General features: G+C 36.9%; 19 protein-coding genes. 6 read left to right on the forward strand and 13 right to left on the reverse strand.

The window, feature by feature from the left end; genetic code table 11:
- Positions 1-196: 196 nt before the first annotated feature.
- The 3 genes from FC748_RS16290 to cls all read left to right on the forward strand — a co-directional run bounded on the left by FC748_RS16290 (position 197) and on the right by cls (position 3,966).
- Positions 197-1,357 (forward strand): MFS transporter, encoded by a 1,161-nt coding sequence (locus tag FC748_RS16290; RefSeq protein WP_108030830.1) that lies wholly within the window; start codon positions 197-199, stop codon positions 1,355-1,357.
- Positions 1,358-1,451: 94 nt separating this feature from the next.
- Positions 1,452-2,249 (forward strand): YwqG family protein, encoded by a 798-nt coding sequence (locus FC748_RS16295; protein WP_024361323.1) that lies wholly within the window; start codon positions 1,452-1,454, stop codon positions 2,247-2,249.
- A gap of 259 nt (positions 2,250-2,508) precedes the next feature.
- Entirely contained in the window at positions 2,509-3,966 is a 1,458-nt protein-coding gene (cls, locus tag FC748_RS16300; RefSeq protein ID WP_024361324.1) for a cardiolipin synthase, read from the forward strand.
- A gap of 334 nt (positions 3,967-4,300) precedes the next feature.
- Here the strand turns inward: cls and FC748_RS16305 are convergent, their stop codons facing one another.
- From FC748_RS16305 to FC748_RS16320, 4 genes are all read right to left on the reverse strand, one after another.
- A complete protein-coding gene (locus tag FC748_RS16305) occupies positions 4,301-5,068 on the reverse strand; it encodes a M15 family metallopeptidase (RefSeq protein WP_108030829.1) in 768 nt (255 codons plus the stop codon).
- A gap of 336 nt (positions 5,069-5,404) precedes the next feature.
- Complete coding sequence (locus tag FC748_RS16310; protein ID WP_024361326.1) at positions 5,405-5,653, reverse strand: hypothetical protein; 249 nt, start codon at positions 5,651-5,653, stop codon at positions 5,405-5,407.
- Positions 5,654-5,708: 55 nt separating this feature from the next.
- Positions 5,709-6,470: a membrane protein insertase YidC gene (gene yidC, locus FC748_RS16315; protein ID WP_025220710.1), complete on the reverse strand. Its 762-nt coding sequence runs from the start codon at positions 6,468-6,470 to the stop codon at positions 5,709-5,711.
- A gap of 224 nt (positions 6,471-6,694) precedes the next feature.
- Positions 6,695-7,489 carry a helix-turn-helix transcriptional regulator gene (locus FC748_RS16320; RefSeq protein WP_024361328.1) on the reverse strand — a complete coding sequence of 265 codons (795 nt, stop codon included), beginning with the start codon at positions 7,487-7,489 and terminating at the stop codon, positions 6,695-6,697.
- 504 nt (positions 7,490-7,993) lie between these two features.
- Here FC748_RS16320 and FC748_RS16325 point away from each other — a divergent pair.
- The 3 genes from FC748_RS16325 to FC748_RS16335 all read left to right on the forward strand — a co-directional run bounded on the left by FC748_RS16325 (position 7,994) and on the right by FC748_RS16335 (position 11,724).
- Positions 7,994-8,644, forward strand: coding sequence for a LytTR family DNA-binding domain-containing protein (locus FC748_RS16325; RefSeq protein ID WP_024361329.1), 651 nt, complete (start codon positions 7,994-7,996; stop codon positions 8,642-8,644).
- Between the two features lie 295 nt (positions 8,645-8,939).
- Positions 8,940-10,460 carry a succinyl-CoA:acetate CoA-transferase ScpC gene (locus FC748_RS16330; RefSeq protein ID WP_024361330.1) on the forward strand — a complete coding sequence of 507 codons (1,521 nt, stop codon included), beginning with the start codon at positions 8,940-8,942 and terminating at the stop codon, positions 10,458-10,460.
- Between the two features lie 112 nt (positions 10,461-10,572).
- Positions 10,573-11,724, forward strand: coding sequence for an MFS transporter (locus FC748_RS16335; protein WP_108030828.1), 1,152 nt, complete (start codon positions 10,573-10,575; stop codon positions 11,722-11,724).
- Positions 11,725-11,964: 240 nt separating this feature from the next.
- On the opposite strand, the gene FC748_RS16340 is transcribed toward FC748_RS16335, so the two are convergent.
- From FC748_RS16340 to FC748_RS16380, 9 genes are all read right to left on the reverse strand, one after another.
- Positions 11,965-12,276, reverse strand: coding sequence for a YbyB family protein (locus FC748_RS16340; RefSeq protein WP_024361332.1), 312 nt, complete (start codon positions 12,274-12,276; stop codon positions 11,965-11,967).
- A 72-nt stretch (positions 12,277-12,348) separates the two neighbouring features.
- The gene (locus tag FC748_RS16345; protein WP_024361333.1) at positions 12,349-12,798 is read right to left on the reverse strand and encodes a GNAT family N-acetyltransferase; all 450 of its coding nucleotides are present in this window, start codon (positions 12,796-12,798) and stop codon (positions 12,349-12,351) included.
- 328 nt (positions 12,799-13,126) lie between these two features.
- Positions 13,127-13,408 carry a GNAT family N-acetyltransferase gene (locus FC748_RS16350; RefSeq protein ID WP_025220714.1) on the reverse strand — a complete coding sequence of 94 codons (282 nt, stop codon included), beginning with the start codon at positions 13,406-13,408 and terminating at the stop codon, positions 13,127-13,129.
- Positions 13,409-13,540: 132 nt separating this feature from the next.
- The gene (locus FC748_RS16355) at positions 13,541-14,470 is read right to left on the reverse strand and encodes a DUF1002 domain-containing protein (RefSeq protein WP_108030827.1); all 930 of its coding nucleotides are present in this window, start codon (positions 14,468-14,470) and stop codon (positions 13,541-13,543) included.
- Between the two features lie 137 nt (positions 14,471-14,607).
- Positions 14,608-15,465 carry a CvfB family protein gene (locus FC748_RS16360; RefSeq protein WP_024361336.1) on the reverse strand — a complete coding sequence of 286 codons (858 nt, stop codon included), beginning with the start codon at positions 15,463-15,465 and terminating at the stop codon, positions 14,608-14,610.
- Between the two features lie 140 nt (positions 15,466-15,605).
- Entirely contained in the window at positions 15,606-16,025 is a 420-nt protein-coding gene (gene mntR, locus FC748_RS16365) for a transcriptional regulator MntR (protein WP_024361337.1), read from the reverse strand.
- Between the two features lie 140 nt (positions 16,026-16,165).
- A complete protein-coding gene (locus FC748_RS16370; RefSeq protein ID WP_024361338.1) occupies positions 16,166-16,444 on the reverse strand; it encodes a late competence development ComFB family protein in 279 nt (92 codons plus the stop codon).
- A 170-nt stretch (positions 16,445-16,614) separates the two neighbouring features.
- Positions 16,615-18,738, reverse strand: a complete 2,124-nt coding sequence (locus FC748_RS16375; RefSeq protein WP_024361339.1) for a heavy metal translocating P-type ATPase — start codon at positions 18,736-18,738, stop codon at positions 16,615-16,617.
- Positions 18,719-19,090, reverse strand: coding sequence for an ArsR/SmtB family transcription factor (locus FC748_RS16380; protein WP_024361340.1), 372 nt, complete (start codon positions 19,088-19,090; stop codon positions 18,719-18,721). The genes FC748_RS16375 and FC748_RS16380 overlap by 20 nt, the downstream gene beginning before the upstream one ends.
- Between the last annotated feature and the right edge of the window lie 15 nt (positions 19,091-19,105).

The raw sequence follows: 19,105 nt of genomic DNA on the forward strand, positions 1-19,105 counted from the left end.
CAAACTTCTACCAAAAGAGGGAGTGAAAGAAGGAATAACTATTGTGGATGAACGGTTACGCAAAATAATAACTGAACATAAACTAAATCAATCCTTGTCTTGGTTTCAAATGCTTCTCCTACCGCACCCTTGTAATAGCAAGAACAAGAGAGGTAGAATATACATACTGAAATATTGTAAGAAAGCAGGAAATTAAATGATAAAACCAATTTTACTCTTAATGTCAGTACAGTTTCTCGTCTACCTAGGCTTTGGAATCATTATTCCTGTCCTACCAGAGGTCATCGTACAAAACGATTGGCAAAACATCCATGTAGGCGGTTTACTGACAGTGTATTCTCTTGCAAGTTTTTTTACCGCACCACTTTGGGGAAAGCTTTCTGATAAAGTCGGTCGTAAGCAACTCATTTTAACAGGATTGGTAGGGTTTAGTCTCAGTTTCATTATTTTTTCGATGTTCATTGATCATTTAACAATGTTATACGTATCACGTATCGTGGGTGGCTTATTCTCAGGTGCGTTGTATACAGCTGTAACAGGTTTTATTGGTGACATGTCGAGCGAGGAAGATCGTAATAAGTACATGGGTTTCATGGGCATGTCCATTGGTCTAGGTTTTATCTTCGGTCCTGCAATTGGCGGCATGTTAGGTAATTATAGCTTGCAATTGCCATTTATCGCATCAGCAGCTTTAATCGCACTATTATTTATTTATGCAACTTTCGTCTTAAAAGAACCAGAAAAACGAAAAGATGTAACAAAAAGAGCAATTGTCCCAAAAGGTGTTGGCAAAATGCTTCAATACCGTGTTCGTTATTTATTTATGTTCTCGTTCTTAGTGACTTTTATGCTGGCAGGAGTAGAAGCAACATTCCAGCTTTTTCAAATTGACCGTATACAAATAACACCTTTGCAAATCGGTTATTTATTTATGTTTAGTGGCTTTGTAGATGCAGCCATACAAGGTGGCGTAGTTCGTCGCATTAAAAATGGCACAGAAACATCTTGGCTCATTGGAGCTCAAATCATTACAGCAATCGGTATGCTTTTATTTACTTTAACAGGCAATCTATTAATGGCAGGTTTTGCACTTTGTATCTTTACAGCCGGAAATGCCCTTGCAAGAACATGTGTCGTGTCATTATCCTCCAAAGAATCTGGCGGCCAATATGGGACAGCAGCAGGTCTTTCCTACTCTATGGATAATTTAGGGCGTATTCTCGGGCCTCTATTTTTCACATGGTTATTTACGATGCAATCTAATCTTGGCTACTATATTGCTGCAGCTATCGCAATTATCTCGATTAGTTTAATCTTTATTTATAAGGCTTCAAATAAAACTTTAAGGCTTGAATAATTTTCGTACTATATGTCGTAACTAATAGAAACAGATGTATTTGTTAAACTTATATGACATCCATGTTTGAAAGCGTAAACTCGGAGGATACTGCATGAATAAAACAATCAATTTTTCTCTTCCTAGAGAGCTTGAACCATTACGGTCTGAAATTGAAGATTCGCTACTGGCGGCAATCACTATATCGCCATGTAAACGTTCAACTACAATAACAGAAAGTAAATTCGCCGGTGAACCTTATTTACCTTATTATCAAACAGTTCCAAAGGACATTACTGGTGAAGCGATGCGTTTATTAGCTCAAATAAATTTTGCAGAAATACCAACAATACAAGATTTTCCTACTCAAGGTATTTTACAATTTTTTATTTCATCTAATATTTTTGCCAATGCGGCACATTATAAGGAAGACATTTTTCAACAGTTCTATAAAGTACGATTTTACCCAACGTTAGAAACAAAAACAGCAATGCCAACACAAGAAAAACCTGCTGTGACCACAGATGATTGGTTTCCTATTAAAGAAGAGTTATCGCTACAATTCCACTTTACACAGGAACCTGTCTCAGCTTTAGATTATCGAGCTGTACACTATTTACCGAGTCTAATATGTACCCTAAACCATGATGTTAATTTGCACGAAATCTACTTACAGCATTTTTTAGGAGCTGGCGCTAAAATAGGCGGATACGCATATTTTTTAGAGGAAGACATTCGGCACGAATCTCATCTGCTACAACGGTATGATGTACTTTTACTACAAATAGATTCCAATGATGAGTTCGGTATTATGTGGGCGGATAGTGGCGTAGGGAAATTCTTTATCAATCGTGATAAGCTTCTTCAACAAGATTTTAGCGATATACTATTTCAATGGGAACATTATGTATAAGCTAACTGATTTACCTCTTGCCTTGAAACTGAATACAAAACGAGCAAGCCCCAGCACTATTTTTTTGTGATGGGGCTTGCCTAATTTCGATTACTGTTTGCTAGCTATGCCCTCAAAGTCGCAAAATGCAAAGGCATTGCCCCTGCTTTTTTGGGGAGGAATTTTTTTTGATGATAACAAATCACTTACTGTCCTTTCTTTCCACCTGTGAAGTAAGCTATACTAGATATAATGTGAAATATAGTAAAGGGGTGCAGGAATGAGCATTTTTACAGATGTAGAATATCTAGTACCTTTAATTTTATTCGTAAATATCTTATCTGCGATGACAATTATATTTTTAGAGCGTAAAGATGCTAGTTCTACATGGGCATGGATTCTTGTCCTATTTTTCTTGCCATTAGCTGGATTTATTTTATATTTACTACTTGGCAGACAACTGCGCAGGAAACATTTGTTTCGTTGGGAAGGGCGCAAAGATATTGGGATTGATAATCTGATTAGCTATCAAATAGACACCATTCGAGATAATACGTTTGAGTTTCGTATTGAAAATGCCGAAAATTATAAAGAAATGATTTATATGCATTTAAAAACGAATAATGCGGTATTAACACAAGACAATCACCTTGCTATTTTTGACGATGGTGCAGACAAATTTGAACAGCTATTAAAAGACATCGAAGCAGCTAAAGATCATATCCATATTCAATATTACATCTTCCGCTTAGATAATTTAGGTACTCGTCTTATTGACGCAATGATTAAAAAGGCAAAACAAGGAGTCAAAGTAAGGCTCTTATATGATGAAATGGGCTCTCGTAATGTAAAAAGGAGACATTTCAAGGAACTTCTTGAAGCAGGTGGTGAAGTAGAAGTATTTTTCCCTTCCATATTCCCACTGCTTAACCCTCGCCTCAACTTTAGAAATCACCGCAAAATAGGAGTAATTGACGGTCGTATTGGGTATATCGGGGGCTTTAATGTAGGAGATGAATACCTTGGACTTCAAAAGAAATTTGGCTATTGGAGAGATACACATTTACGTATTGAAGGAAGCGCTGTCCACCCATTGCAAACACGCTTTTTATTAGATTGGAATCAAGCATGTGCACAGCAAAAGATGGGTTATTCCGACCGTTACTTCCCTGCTATCCCGAAAAAAGGTGATGTCGGTTTACAAATTGTTTCCAGTGGACCGGACTCTGATTGGGAACAAATAAAAATCGGCTATTTAAAGCTGATTAATATGGCCAAGAGATATATTTATATTCAAACGCCTTATTTTATTCCTGATATTAGTTTTTTAGATGCCATAAAAATTGCTACTTTATCAGGCATTGATGTACGTATTATGATCCCTAATAAGCCGGACCATATGTTTGTTTATTGGGCAACATACTCTTACGTGGGCCAATTATTACGTGCAGGAGCAAAGGTTTATATTTATGAAAAAGGATTTATTCATGCTAAAGCTATTATTATTGACGATGAAGCATCTACAGTAGGAACTGCAAATATCGATGTTCGAAGTTTTAGTTTAAACTTCGAAGTAAATGCCTTTATTTACGATTCTAAAATTTCTCATCAATTAGCTGAGCTATTTGAAAAGGACATTTTAGATAGCACAGAATTAACTTGGGAAATGTATCAAAATCGTTCCAGCATGATAAAGTTTAAAGAATCTATTTCTCGCTTATTAACACCGATATTATAACAACCCATTCGTTTTGCAATTTAAAAAATTAGAAGTGTTCACTAGTTGTTGGTAGCGAAGGCGGTGACTCCAGCTCAGAACAGCACATAATGTAAGACGCGGGCATACGCGCGCAAGCAGAGGGTTGCGGCTTACTGTGCTGAGCGGAAAGCACCGTCGTAGCGGACAACAACAGCATAGCAAAAAAGTGTTAGATTGATTAGGTTCAATCTAACACTTTTTCTCTTATGTCCCAGCCACTTTTTGCTCTGGTTCGCTACAGTGGTTACTTCCCCATTGCACACCGTAACGCTGCGTACGTTCTCGCTTGAAGTTTTGTCTCCAAGCTCTTTGTTTATTCAGCCCCTAAATACTCTTCTAACGTAACATTCTGTTCTTTCATTTTCTTAGCAATGTCAATTCCAACATAGCGATAATGCCAAGATTCATACATATAGCCTGTTAAATGTTCTTTATTTTGAGGGAATCGTAAAATGAAACCATATTCTGCAGCATGCTCAAATAGCCATTTCCCAGCAGGTGTTTCACCAAACTCCTCAGTCAACCATAAATCTTCTTTGCCGACTTCCCCAATATCAAACGCTAGGCCTGTTTGGTGCTCGGAAAAACCTGGGCGTGCACTATAGCGATCTGCTGCAGCTTGACCATCGCGCTTAACATAATTATTGTATAATGTTGTTTGATATTCATAAGAACGATATCCACTAAACGCGACTAAGTTAAAGCCCTGTTGTTTAGCTTGGGCTAACATCTTATTTAACGCTTGACGTGCCTCTGGATTTTCACCTGGTGCAAATGTGGATGGTAGTGGATATTTTTTATTAGCCAGTAAAATACCATCAATATAAGTAGGCTCTGTCGGCATTGCTTGATTTGGGTAATAGCCATTTTCGTCTGGCTGCTCTTGTGGTTCAGTTACTTCGGGTGTTTTTGATTGCTCTTTTGTAGGATTGTCTTTTTTGCCTTGTTCTGCTACTGGTTGTTCTTCATCTGACGCTACATTGACTTGATTATTCTTATAGTAAATCACTATAAAAATAGATACGATCAGTGCCGCTGAAATAATAGCGCCAATAATAAGTGGTAGTCGATTTTTTTTCATTTCTTTGCCCCTTTTGTGTAGATACAGGGTTGCTAAACAAAACGAGATTTCAAAATCAGGTCGTTTCAATGGGAGTTTGAGCAACCCTAAGACCTTTAATCAATTACACCTCGGCGGAATGTCTTTAAGATTTTTTCAAAACGGCTCGACAGTTCTTTTACATCTTTGACAACCACCAGGTATTTAACTTGTTTCAGCAAGGTTTGCCCTAATCGTTTGCAGTACATACATAGCACTTTCCGTATTAGGCAAGGCTACTGCCAAAGCAAGTTAATACACTATATTTTGATAGTTTTATTTTATCACTGTTCACATTTTTAAGTGTAGCATTTCCACTTATTCTGTAAAAATAATAATAAGTACCGCAATGGAAGCAATAGAGAAAAAGATTGCCATATACTTCATCCATTTCGCCTCTTTAACATATCCTTGCTCCTTAAAACTCTTCGCTCTAAAGCCATTTGACAAAGCAAACATTATTGTCATCGCTAGCACCGCTAAATTAAAATTGCCGATAATAATGCATACAATAGCCGCAATACTAAATATTGCAACTAAAATTGAAGATACCCATTTTGTATTCATGCTGTTTTCCTCCTAAAAAAAATCGAGGCTACAACGCGCCTCGACATTCATTCATTTATGATTCTGCTTTTTCGGGATGCTCCGAATAATATTTTCGACCAATATACGTTTGAAGAATTAGTAATGCACCGCTGACAGACCAGTAAAGCGGTAGTGCTGCCATAGAAGACATAGAAATAAAGACAATCATAATTGGCGAAATGTAAATAAACATCTTCATTTGCTTTTTTTGTTGCTCTGGTACGGTCCATAAAGAAACTCGTGCTTGTACCAAATAAACAATCCCCGCAATTATTGTCATCACAATGTCTGGTGAACCTAAGCTAAACCATAAGAACATATGTGATTTCACATCGGCAGAATATAAAATTGAGAAGTAAAGACCCATAATGATTGGCATTTGAATTAACATTGGTAAACAACCCATATTTAAAGGATTGACACCATGTTTTTGGTACAATGCCATCATCTCTTGCTGATATTGCATTTGTTCTTCTTTTGTCTTTGCTTCCTTCATTTTTTTCTGAACAGCTTCCATTTCAGGTTTGAAGGCATCCATTTTCGTTTTCATCAGTTGTTGCTGACGATAGTTTTTCAACATAATCGGCATTAAGACTAAACGGATAAGAACTGTGATAGCGATGATTGCTAAACCATAGCTACCTGAAAAAATATCATTTCCGAAAAACTCCAGTAAAAATTCCATAGGTTTTACAAAAACACTATAGAAAAAGCCCTCTTTGTTCTCAACTGCTTTACAGCCACTTAATACAAAAACAACAAGCCCAAGCATTGATAATAGCTTCAAATTTTTCATTTTTCCACCTACTATTATTTTTCAACTAATGTGAAGTATACCTTATTAAGACTACCTTTATCAAATAGCAAGCGCTACTTATCAAATACGCTTAGGCGTTAACGGAAGCGTGACATAATGGTAGTTTGTTCACATAAAAAAGATGCGCGCTTTAGCATCGCTAATACAATCGCATCTTACAGTATGGTTCTTATTCATTGAGTGCCATTTATTGTCCCACAATATTAAGCGTTTTGCATCTCCGTCTCGTTCATTTCAAAACGGTAAAATTCATGATGCAGCTCATCACGGAAATGTTTAGGTGTTACCCCTGTGTATTTCTTAAAAATACGTGTGAAGTAACTCTGATTACAAAAATGGAATTGGTCTGAAATGGATGTAATACTTTTATTCGTATGTCGTAGGTAATATTGGGATTCCTCTACGCGACGAACATTTAAATACTCGACCAATGTAATGCCCACATGTTCTCTGAAAATACGCGACAAGTGACTAGTACTAATATGGAAGTTATTCGCGATACTCTCCACTGTTAAATCGTTCTCTAACTCATCATTGATATACATAATCACTTTATTGACTGTCTGATGACGGAAAGTCGGTTGCTTTCTATCTGCGATAAAATACACAAAGAAATCAATTAAATCATCAGCAAATTGCAAAAATTCTGCGTCTTTCATCTGATTTTCAATCATATCATTACAAGCAATATTAAAAGCAAAGGCTTTCTTCGAAGGTACTTGATTGTCTAGCAATTTACGAGCAACAATCGACGACAAAACGGAAAAATAACCTCGCACTATTTTAATGACCTGCTTGCCAAAACGTATAGAAAGAATATCAATTAATTCATGCAAAGATTTTTTAGCCTTTGCAGATTCTAAATGGTAAATTTCAAATATTAATTTTGACTCAATATTAAAAAATTCTTCTACACCGATGTATTGATTAATATTATCGATTTCTTGGAAGTATCTTTTTGATATCGTTTCTGACATAGAATGTTGATGTAGTTGCATAATCTTCCCCATCTTTCCTCAGAGTGCACGAATTACATTACAATATTTGACATCAAATTACAAATTCAAAATAAGAAAAAAGTATTTACTTATTTATCATATGAATTGAGTCCTATTACACAATTATATATTGAATATAGCTTAAAAATAACCTAACTTAAACACCAGTATTAAAAAAAATATACTTTACAGTGAATTTTACCATATTTTGCGATTTCCTTTCAACCACATTTTATACATCGTCCTAGTTCTAATTTATCATATAAATACCGTAGAAACCTTGTAAACTTATTAATAGACATTTAAATTTTACCATATACATATTAAAAATAATTAGTAATTAATTATAATACCTTGAATTTTATGTAAGTCAATTTTCATCTTTTTAATGTAGCAATCGACATATCTCTATTTTATTCCGAAATCTTCTCTATATAATTTATACGAATATGTAGTAAAATAGATGATAATACTATTTTTAAAAGTTAAAATGAGGTGCTAATAGTGGATCCAAAGCAAATAGAAGAAATCATGGAGATTATTAAGGAGTTTTTCCCTGAGAATACTTCAATCGCAATTTCTGATACAAATGAATACTTGTACTACCAACCGAGCAAAAAGGTTGATCTAAAAATTAAGCCGGGTGACCCTATCAAAGAAGGCTCAGCTGCACACAAAGCTTTAAGCTATGGGCAAAAAATCAGCACCTATATCGAACCTGATGTATTTGGTGTTGCTTACTATGGCATGAGTATTCCTTTAATGGAAGAAGGCGAAACAAAAGGTGCCATTACCGCTATCTTCCCACAAAAGCCATCAGCATTTTTAACAAACTACATCACGATTAAAATCGATGACTGTTGGTATCCGATTAAACATGATCAAGTGATTTATCTTGAAACACAGTTACGTAAAACATTTGTTAAAACAATGGGGCGCGAAGGTTATCACCGTTTAAACTTAAGTGATTTAGAGCTATTTTTAGCGCCAGACTCATTTATTAGATGCCACCGTTCATACATTGTAAACATCGATTATATTGATGAAATTCAACCAGATTCACATTCAACTTTCTTATTAATTATGAAAGACGGAACGCGTATTCCGGTTAGTCAACGCTACGCAAGTTATTTCCGTCGTTCTTTAGGCTTCTAATTATCCCTAGTACAGCAAGTATCCTCTTAAGGAGGGCTTGCTGTACTTTTTTGATTTACCGCTTAGATAATACATAGCGCTAGATTAAAACGTTTTCTCTGTCGAAAAAGCATTCTTCCGCTCGATTTTCCTTTGTTTACTTAATTTAATGCTATTTATAAAGTTTTTGTGACAAATTGGTGATAGTATTAATCAAATGGTTGGAGTCATACTACAACTAAATAAACAGAAAATTCTTACACGTTTTTTCTAGTTTTGTTATCGGTTTCCATCAAATTTAGGGGAGGATTTTTTAATGGATGCAATCATTCAAAAACGCTTAGGTAATAAGGAGCTTGAAAGCAAAGTCGTATCTGCTGATGTAGCTGCAGCACTTCTTTCTGACGGTGATGTAGTAGGTATGAGCGGATTCACTCGTGCTGGGGATGCAAAAGTTGTTCCTATGGCATTAGTGGAACGTGCTAAAAACGAAAAATTCCAAATTGATGTATATACTGGTGCTTCTTTAGGACCAGAAGTAGATAAGTATTTAGCTGAAGCTGGCGTTATCCGTAAACGCGGACCATTCCAAGCTGACGCTGGTATTCGTAATCAAATCAACGCTGGTAACGTAATGTACGTTGATGCTCACCTTTCTCACAACGCTGAGTTAGTTCGTCAAGGTATTATCGGACCAATTAAATATGCAATTATTGAAGCAGCTGCAATTACTGAAGATGGCTATATTATCCCAACTACTTCAGTTGGTAACTCACCAATCTTCGCTCAATACGCTGAAAATATTATTATAGAATTAAATATTTCTCACCCAGAATCATTAATCGGTATCCACGATATTTATGTTCCTGGTGAACAAGGTAAACGTGATGTCATTCCAATGACAAAACCAAACCAACGTCTTGGTGAGATTGGTATTAAAGTAGACCCTGCTAAAATTAAAGCAATTGTTATTTCTGAAGAGCCAGATGCACCTTCAATGATCGTGCCTCCAGATGAAGAAACTCAAACAATGGCTAACATTTTACTTGATTTCTTCCGTTCTGAAATCAAAGCTGGTCGCTTAACAAATACTTTAGCACCAATTCAATCTGGTGTAGGTTCTGTTGCAAACGCTGTACTTGACGGTTTTGCTGATTCAGAATTCGAACACTTATTTGTTTACTCTGAAGTACTACAAGATGCAGTATTTAATTTAATTGATGCTGGTAAAGTAGATTTCGCTTCTGCAGCTTCTATCACACTTTCAGAAGAACTACAAAAACGTGTATTCGGCAACATGGAACACTATGCAGATAAATTATGCTTACGTCCACAAGAAATTTCTAACCACCCAGAGCTTATCCGTCGTTTGGGCTTAATCTCAATCAACACTGCGCTTGAGTTAGATATCTATGGTAACGTAAACTCTACTCACGTTTCAGGTACAAAAATGATGAACGGAATCGGCGGTTCTGGTGACTTCGCTCGTAACGCTCGTCTTGGTATTTTTGTAACAAAATCTTATGCAAAAGGTGGCGCAATTTCGTCAATCGTACCAATGGTTTCTCACGTAGACCATACAGAACACGATGTTGACGTAATCGTTACTGAGCAAGGTATTGCTGATTTACGTGGTCTTGCACCAAAAGAACGTGTACCTTTAATTATCGAGAACTGTGCACACCCTGATTACAAAGAGCAATTATGGGATTACTACAACCGTGCTGTAGAAGCAACAGGTAACCAACAAACACCTCATATTTTAGAAGAGGCTCTTTCTTGGCACGTAAACCTTGCTAAAAACAAAACAATGAAAAAAGAAATTGCTAAAGCTTAATAGTAGCAATTCTAGAACGCCTAATAAGTTGTTTTAAACTTATTAGGCGTTCTTTTTTTGTCGAAAATGGTATAATAAACCCACTATGTCGTAATAAGTAGTCGGAGGAGTTATGAAGAAATTTATCTATTTAATTATATTCTTTTCATTTTTTGACCTATTTACTCAGCTTCCTGTTATGAGTACATATGCAGAATCACTCGGTGCCTCTGCCTTTTTAACCGGACTTGCAGTTGGTATGTATTCTCTTTCTAATACATTCGGGAATATTATTTCGGGTTTTTTAACCGATCGTAAAGGACCCTTTGTTATTTTAATTGTCGGTCTGCTGACAACGGGCCTATCATTAACATTATATAATTTAGTAGATGCACCGCTTGCCCTCCTCATCGTTCGTTTTATACATGGATTGGTTGCCGGCTTTATTGTTCCTGCGGCCTTTACATTTCTAGCTAATGCCACCGATCAAGAAAAGCGGGGCAAAGGTAGTGCCATTTCAGGTGCATTTGTAGGTATTGCGGCTATCGTTGGCCCAGCATTTAGTGGTATTTTAGCAAGTCGTACGAGTGTACCTTTTGTCTTTAATATCACTGCAAGTTTTATGCTACTGTTAGGTATCCTTTCTTTCTTTTTACTACATGCTAATCATGTCAAAAAGGACAAAACATCTTCTAAAACTTATATCCCAATAAGTGTATTTTTCCATAATATAGGTACGTTAAAGGCATTTTCAGGAGCATTCTTTTTAATGTTTTCCCAAGGTGTGATTGCTTATTTATTGCCTTTAAAAGTCCAAACTTTAGGCTTCGACTCACGCTTAAGTGGTACATTAATGAGTGCATTCGGTATTGTCGCTGTCCTTGTCTTTATATTGCCGACAAATCGTATTTTTGATAAAGTAGCTCCGATAAAAACATTATCCCTCGGTATCGGTTTAATGGGCGTCAGTCAAATACTGATTAGTCAGGCTGATTCGAGTACTTTCCTTTATATAGCGATGATTTGTTACGGTATTGGCTTCGGTTTGTTATTCCCATCTGTGAATTCACTATTAATTGATTCTACGACAGTTGAAATCCGCGGGAAAGCATATGGCTATTTTTATGCATTTTTCTCATTGGGAGTAGTACTAGGCTCCTCATTGCTTGGATGGTTATCACTTGGTGTAGTCAGCGGGTTTATCTTTACAGGCATTGTCTTAATCACCTTTGCTGGTGTAACACTTATGCCACATAAAAAGAGGCAGTCCTATACATCACTTTAAGTAGAGTATCGGACTTCCTATTTTTTAAAAACGTATAGTAGCAGGACTATTTCTTCTAACTAATTCTGGTGCTTTGCATTGTGCTATCTTTTGAAGCGTAAAAATCCACTTCGCTTTCCGGCGGGCACATCGTAAGCCGCAATCCTCGCTAACGCGCAGCTTGGTGCGGCTTACATCGCGTGCGTTCTCGCTGGAATCTTCGTGGATTTTTACTTTAAAATTGTTTGAGTGCCTGGCACCTTACTTTTCTTTTTCTTGTATTTCTTCATTGTAGAAATGAACGCCTGTATGTCCTCCACCTTCAGAAACCATTTCATTGGAAGCTAGCTTTGTAGGTGCTGTACCGGCTTCAGTTGCTACTTCGGCTGTGATACGCTCCGCAACTCGATCATCCATATTCACATTCGATGTATTCATGAAAGATCCTAGCTTAGCTTTCATACTGTTAAACATATCCATTGCTTTATCACGGTTTTCTTTTTTGCTTAAATAAGATGCTGCAAATCCTGCTAATCCCGCAAGCACAACACCCGTCCCTTTATTCTTTGCCATCATAAATCCCTCCTAAAAATATAGAAACTGGCCTTATACTATAGCTTTTCCCTATTCTTAGAGGACTAAACATTATTTTTTTGCTTGGTATAGCATATCTATATGTGGCAGGCTATCGTAAATATACGACGCAGAAACTTGTTGAAAGCCAAAAGAACTATAAAACTTTTTTAAATATTCCTGTGCCTGAATAAATACTTCTGAACCTGACCATCTGTCTTCAATTATCTCTAGTGCTAAGCGAATCATATCTTTACCAAGTCCAGTACCCCGCATTTCCTGACTTGTGATTACGCGACCAATAGATGCCATTGTAAATTTTTCACCTGGGGGTAATATACGAGCATAGGCGCATAATTTTCCATTTTCAACATATGATAAATGTATAGAGTTTTGATCATGGTTATCCAAATCCTCATAACAGGTTTGTTGTTCAACAATAAAAACATTTACTCTTAGCTGAATTATTTTATACAGTTCTTCCGTCGTTAATTCATCGTACGTCTGTATTTTCCAAGACATTCACAATCACTCTCCTAGTCGATATTATCGCATAATTCGAATATTTTTACGTATTTCTTTATTATTTTGTACTTTTTTATGATTAGCACTGACAATATGAGGGAATTAATGAAATAGTACAAACGATAGGAGGATGTTCTTTATGAAAGATTTAGATTTAGTTTATGATTGGGTAGACATGGCTTCTTTAGTAGGTGGCGCAGGCTTTTTAACATTCCTTATTTACAGTATTGTTTTTCTATAATGGCGAAGATGGAAAAGTTCTATTTTAAAACCTAAAAAGCAATCCGCATAGTAGCTCTAGGCTATTTAGCAGATTGCTTTATTTTTATTGTTTTACATCGTCATAAGCATCAGATTTTTCAAATGCTGCAACTACATATGAACAAACAGCCACCATTTTGTAATTATTTTCACGGGCATAATCTGCTGCACGATCTAATAATTTTTTGGCAACACCTTGCCCACGGAGCTTATCTGATACATAAGTGTGATCCATGACCATTACTTGACCTTCTTGTTTCCATGTAATTTCCGCTAACTGTTCCCCATCTTGCTTATAAACAAAAGCTAGTTTGTTTTCCGCTACTTTTTGTAATTGGAATTCCATTTCTCACCACTCCTTTTTTTCATAGTACCATAGCTTTTTGCATTTTTACAAAAATAGTAGACGACGTTTCGTTTAACAGTTCGGACAGATTAAAAAAGCTCTGCTGCCATCAAGAGGCAGAGAGCTTTTCAATTAGTTAAACCATGTTGAAACTGTATCTTTTAAATCTGCAAAGAAATTTTTCACACTCGTCCAGAAGCCTTCATCTTCCATCAGCGAGCCAAATTTTTCTTGTATTGTATTACTAATATCATCTAATTGCTCGGACCATTTACTAAAATCAATATCTAGTTTACTAATTTTGTCCATCAAATCAACTAGTAACTGACGATCTTGTTCACTTAAATTAATCTCTAATTTATCTAGCTGCTCTTGGACGATTTTTTCCACGTCTTCACGCGTTGCTGGCTTTAATTCAGCAATTTGCTTTTTGATTTCTGTTAGTAACTCCGCTACCTTGGCATCATCAACTCCTGCAGAATCAGCAATTGTAGTGGCAACTGATAGTTCTTCATTGGCAACGTCCGTACGCTCTATATCTAACGTTTTGCCCGTTGTTACCTCATAGGCCTTATAAATACCAACAAGCGCAGAATGACCTGTTACAGCCTTTGGAGCGGCTACTTGCACGGTCGCATCCTCAATTCCCGCAGTCAGCATTGCATTTGCATACATCTCTGACGTTACTTGTGTAATATTTGATGGTGTGACGATTTCAATAACTAATCCTTTACCGGCATCTTTACGTGTAATTTTGGCAGAAGAATACATACGTGAGCTTGCATTACTATCTTTAATGTATTTAGCTAAGTCATTCCCTGATACTGTTATTTCCTCAACTTCAGGATTTTCATTTACTTTTAACGATTTTTTTACAGAATCTTTTTCCGCTTCGGATAGGTTTGCACCATACACCACAATTGGTACACCTAGTTTTTCATCTATTGCATTTGGTGTCGCATTGTCAGGTGTGGTATTGTCTGCTGCAAATCCAGTTGTTGGTGCCAGCACACCAAATACTAGCATCGTAGCTACTAGCATTTTCCCCCATATTTTTTTCAATTTGTGTGACCCCTTTCGCTAGAAATCATTTAGCCTGTATAATGTATGTCATCATACAGTTATTAGTACGAAAAAATGACGAGAAGGTTTCTTTGCTTATCTCTCGTCATTTCCTTAGTATTTATAAAAGCTACAAGTTAAATTTCTTCTGTCCAGCCATCTTGTTGTTTCACTTTACCAGCCTTCATAAGTGTACCGAGTGCACGTTTAAATGACGCTTTACTCATATTAAACATTTCTTTAATTTCATCTGGCGAAGATTTATCGCTAAATGGCATTTTACCACCAACATCCTGTAAATAGCTTAAAATTCGCTGCGCGTCTCCTGTGATACGTTCATGTTTACGAGGTAACAAAGAGCCATTCATCGAGCCATCTTCTTTAACATCAATAATACGTACTTCAACATCTTGTCCAAGGCGTGGTTCTGCATAGCGTTCTGATTCATGGACGAAAATACGATATGGTTTTTCTACACCTAGTAAAAATGATCCTACTGGCAATAAACGATAAGGACGGGCAGTAATATTTTTATTATGCATATCATCAAATGCACCTTCGTATAACTCTGAAATCTTTTCTTCTGTTACTAAACGACCAAATAAATCTCCATTGCGATCTGTTCGCAATGTCATATATAAATGGTCACCTGGCTCTGGCCATACTTCTTTTATCGCAGGTAGGTCCTCCGCTTTAACCAGCACTTCTCGTGAAGTACCAATATCAACAAAAGCTCCTTCGCGCTCTACAACACGAAGAACACGTGCCCAGCCGTATTCGCCTTGGGCAAATGCCGGAATAGCAGTCGTGGCAGCTAAATCACCACGGCGATCCGCAAATAAAAATACTTCAATACGATCCCCAACAACTAATGGTTCTGTAACTTCTGAAGCATTTAATGGCAGTTCAACTACCCCATTTGTTAAGACCCATTTCGATGCTTGTTGCTCTAATACAGTTAAAGTAACAACTTCACCTGATTTTAATTCGTTCATAATGTCTTCCTTTCTTTTACCATCAATTTCGCAAATATATAAGCTCCGCATACAATCATCACTTTGCGCGGGTATCACACAACGAAACGTAGAGATCGTCTCAAAATGCTGCTTACATCCTTATGAATAAGCTATTCCCTCTATAGATTGTGTTGTGTTCTAGATGCTTCTAGTTTTTTTGCGATATCTGGATTTTCTTCCATTACCTGCACAAGATCTGCAATACGATCAATTGAATTCCAACTCAAATGATGCTCAATTCCTTCTACATCATTGTAAATACGCTCTTCATCTACACCAATGATTCGCAAAAATTGCTCTAGCAGTTCATGTCGCTGCACAAGACGTTTTCCAAGTTTTTCTCCTCTTGGCGTCAATGTAAGCCCACGATATTTTTCATAAACTAAATAACCATCTTTATCTAATTTTTGAACCATCTTAGTAACAGAAGAAGGAAGAACAGATAATGCTTCAGCAATGTCAGACACACGAGCATATCCTTTATTAGCAATCAATAAATATATTTGTTCGATATGGTCCTCCATACTAGGTGTTGGCATATCTAATTCCCTCTCTTTCCTATTCTTACTCTTTAGTTTACTACAAGCTTGCCTTAAAAGTTAACTGAAAATACATAACCAAGATAAACACTTCCTTGAAACATAAATAGAGCCTACTTCAATGTAGAAGTGGGCTCTATCTAATGTCGAGGATGCTTATTTACCACATGTAATGCACGAATAATTTCTCTGTTAATCAGTTCAATATTCTCAGGAGTATTCATGGCTTTAAATGCTTCATCTCGCTCTTCCTTAGATGTAACATACTTACTAGGCAATGCATTTAATGCATAAGCCACTGTTTGAAATTCACAGATTTGACATTTACAAAATGTTTGGTATTCTGGTCCTCGCAGTAGAAAACTTACTAAACCACGCACAATTTCCTCTGTAACATTTACTAAAATAGGTTCTGACATATAAAACTTTCGCCTCATTTATAATGTATTGTTACATTTTTACACAATTAATAATAGCGTGAAATTTAGCCCTTTTCAAGAATCGCTAGTAGCATCTATACAACAATTATAAATATACATTGCAACGATTATTTACCTACAAAATTACACCAATCACGTCATTATACCTATTATTTCTTTTGTTTTATAAGCCTTAAAGAATTAAAGACAACGAGTAATGTTGCGCCCATATCGGCAAAAATGGCAATCCATAATGTTAACCATCCTGGAATCACGAGCAATAAGGCAATTAATTTTAAGGCTAGTGCAAAAATAATATTTTCTTTAATAATTCGTAATGTTTTTCTGCTTAATGCCATTGTATAAGGTAGTTTTGTTAAATCATCGCCCATTAATGCAATATCAGCTGTCTCCAACGCAGCATCTGTACCCGCACCACCCATAGCGATACCTACATTCGCGGAAGCTAATGCTGGCGCATCATTAACACCATCCCCGACCATCGCAACTGCTCCGTACTGCGTGCGTAAGTCTTTAATAGCAGATAATTTTTCGGCGGGCAGTAAGCCTGCTCGCACATCACTCATACTTAAAGTAGTGGCAATTGCTTCGGCAGTTGATTTTGCATCACCCGTTAGCATCACAGTATGTTTCACCTTTAAAGCACTTAACTTTTGCAGTACTTCTTTACTTTCAGTACGTAATTGATCGGCAATTGCTATGATGCCAATAAAGAGCCCTTCTCGAACAGCCGCTACTACGGTCTTACCCTGTTTTTGCAGTTTTTGAACCTGTTCTTTCATTATTTCATCAACTGGAGCTAATGTTGTAATCCAATTCATACTACCGACATAAACCTTTTGACCATTCACTGTTGCATAAGCACCCTTACCTGTTACGGATTGAAAATCTGTAGGTATAAGCTCTGGAAGTTGTTTGTCATGTAATGCCTTTAAAATAGCTTTAGCTAATGGATGTTGCGATTGTTTTTCAACAGCAGCCACCAGTTGTAATACATCTTCCTCTAACATTTCCGTAGGAGTGTAAATATCTGTTACGGCAGGTGTGCCCTTTGTTAAGGTACCTGTTTTATCAAAGGCAATAGCATCTATATGGCCTAGTTGCTCTAAATGAATACCACCTTTTATTAGAACGCCTTGTCTTGCAGCATTCCCAATAGCGGTTACGATTGCTACTGGAGTAGAAACAACAAGCGCACAAGGACAACCAACCACAAGCACTGCTAATCCTTGGTAAATCCAGTGTTGCCAATCCCCTACAAATAAAGGTGGCATAATCGCTACAAGCAACGCTACAAGCATAATGATTGGTGTATAGTATTTCGCAAAACGATCGACAAATTGTTGCGAAGGTGCCTTTTCAGCTTGCGCTTCTTCTACTAAATGAATTATTTTCGCAATCGTTGTATCCTCTACACGTTTCGTTACACGTACTTCTAATGCACCTTCTTCATTTAACGTTCCCGCAAAAACCTCGTCACCTACTGATTTGTTGACTGGAATCGATTCTCCTGTAATAGCAGCCTGATTGACTGCTGACAGCCCAGCAAGCACAATACCATCCATTGCGATTTTTTGACCTGGTTTCACGACTAAAATATCGCCAATTTCAATCTGGTCCGTTGCTAATTCCATCTCATGGTAATGCTCGCCATGCGCTCGTTTAATCGTGGCAGTTGGCGGAGCAATATCCATCAATTGACGAATTGATTGCCGTGCCTTATCCATTGAATACGCTTCAAGTGCTTCACTAACTGCAAATAAAAAGACAACAACAGCCGCTTCTTCCCACTCCCCAATAATCGCAGCACCAATTATTGCTATAGTCATAAGCGTCTTCATATCAAACTCAAATCGTGCAAGATTGCGTAAGCCTGTTTTAAATATCTTTACGCCTCCAACAATAATCGCAATGATAAACATAGCAATCGTAAACAAGTCTTCTTCGCCACGAACAGAAGATAATAGATAGCCAACTATAACGAATAGCAGGGATACGCTAGCTAATATGTTCTCGGTCTTCTTATAAAAAGGAATTGTTGCTTCACTTGCTTTAGCCGTAGATTGTGAAACTTTAATGCCGTCAAATGCTCCTGCTTCTTCAATTTGATTGACGCTAACTGCTCCTACAATCGTGATTTTAGAAGCTCCAAAATTGACTTGTGCATCTTGTACGTCAGGTATCGCTTTTACATTTTTTTCGAATTTAGCTGCACAACTAGCACAGGACAAGTTTTGCAATCGGTATTCTTGCTTAATCGGTGTTACTGCCATTAGTAATCCCTTCTTTCGCATGTTCATAAGCAATCGTTACAATTTGGTATACGTGTTCGTCAGCTAAAGCGTAATACATTTGCTTTCCCTTACGATGCGATTTCGCTAAACTATGATCTTTTAAATAACGTAAATGGTGTGATGCAGTCGCTACAGATGACCCAATTATTGTCGCCACATCACAAACACATAATTCATTCTCTACAGTTAAGGCATACGCTATTTTAAGTCTTGTTTCATCAGATAATGCCTTTAAAAATTTCGCTACACCTGATAAATCAGGCATTTGCTGTTGAACCCTTGTCACCGCTTGCTCATTAACATGCGTCACTTCACAGACCTCTTTTGCCATTTCCTCACCTCATTC

This window comes from Lysinibacillus sphaericus (genome assembly GCF_005217585.1).
In the GTDB taxonomy this organism is placed as follows: Bacteria; Bacillota; Bacilli; order Bacillales_A; family Planococcaceae; genus Lysinibacillus; species Lysinibacillus sphaericus.

Bases quoted from the DNA above. Each gene is read 5' to 3' on its own strand.
- FC748_RS16305 (WP_108030829.1), bottom strand. From the start codon at position 5,068: ATGAAAAAAAATCGACTACCACTTATTATTGGCGCTATTATTTCAGCG.
- FC748_RS16375 (WP_024361339.1), bottom strand. From the start codon at position 18,738: ATGGCAGTAACACCGATTAAGCAAGAATACCGATTGCAAAACTTGTCC.
- FC748_RS16350 (WP_025220714.1), bottom strand. From the start codon at position 13,408: ATGGAATTCCAATTACAAAAAGTAGCGGAAAACAAACTAGCTTTTGTT.
- FC748_RS16380 (WP_024361340.1), bottom strand. From the start codon at position 19,090: ATGGCAAAAGAGGTCTGTGAAGTGACGCATGTTAATGAGCAAGCGGTG.
- FC748_RS16330 (WP_024361330.1), top strand. From the start codon at position 8,940: ATGGATGCAATCATTCAAAAACGCTTAGGTAATAAGGAGCTTGAAAGC.
- FC748_RS16345 (WP_024361333.1), bottom strand. From the start codon at position 12,798: ATGTCTTGGAAAATACAGACGTACGATGAATTAACGACGGAAGAACTG.
- FC748_RS16340 (WP_024361332.1), bottom strand. From the start codon at position 12,276: ATGGCAAAGAATAAAGGGACGGGTGTTGTGCTTGCGGGATTAGCAGGA.
- FC748_RS16370 (WP_024361338.1), bottom strand. From the start codon at position 16,444: ATGTCAGAACCTATTTTAGTAAATGTTACAGAGGAAATTGTGCGTGGT.
- cls (WP_024361324.1), top strand. From the start codon at position 2,509: ATGAGCATTTTTACAGATGTAGAATATCTAGTACCTTTAATTTTATTC.
- FC748_RS16290 (WP_108030830.1), top strand. From the start codon at position 197: ATGATAAAACCAATTTTACTCTTAATGTCAGTACAGTTTCTCGTCTAC.
- FC748_RS16360 (WP_024361336.1), bottom strand. From the start codon at position 15,465: ATGAACGAATTAAAATCAGGTGAAGTTGTTACTTTAACTGTATTAGAG.
- FC748_RS16320 (WP_024361328.1), bottom strand. From the start codon at position 7,489: ATGCAACTACATCAACATTCTATGTCAGAAACGATATCAAAAAGATAC.
- mntR (WP_024361337.1), bottom strand. From the start codon at position 16,025: ATGCCAACACCTAGTATGGAGGACCATATCGAACAAATATATTTATTG.
- FC748_RS16295 (WP_024361323.1), top strand. From the start codon at position 1,452: ATGAATAAAACAATCAATTTTTCTCTTCCTAGAGAGCTTGAACCATTA.
- yidC (WP_025220710.1), bottom strand. From the start codon at position 6,470: ATGAAAAATTTGAAGCTATTATCAATGCTTGGGCTTGTTGTTTTTGTA.
- FC748_RS16335 (WP_108030828.1), top strand. From the start codon at position 10,573: ATGAAGAAATTTATCTATTTAATTATATTCTTTTCATTTTTTGACCTA.
- FC748_RS16310 (WP_024361326.1), bottom strand. From the start codon at position 5,653: ATGAATACAAAATGGGTATCTTCAATTTTAGTTGCAATATTTAGTATT.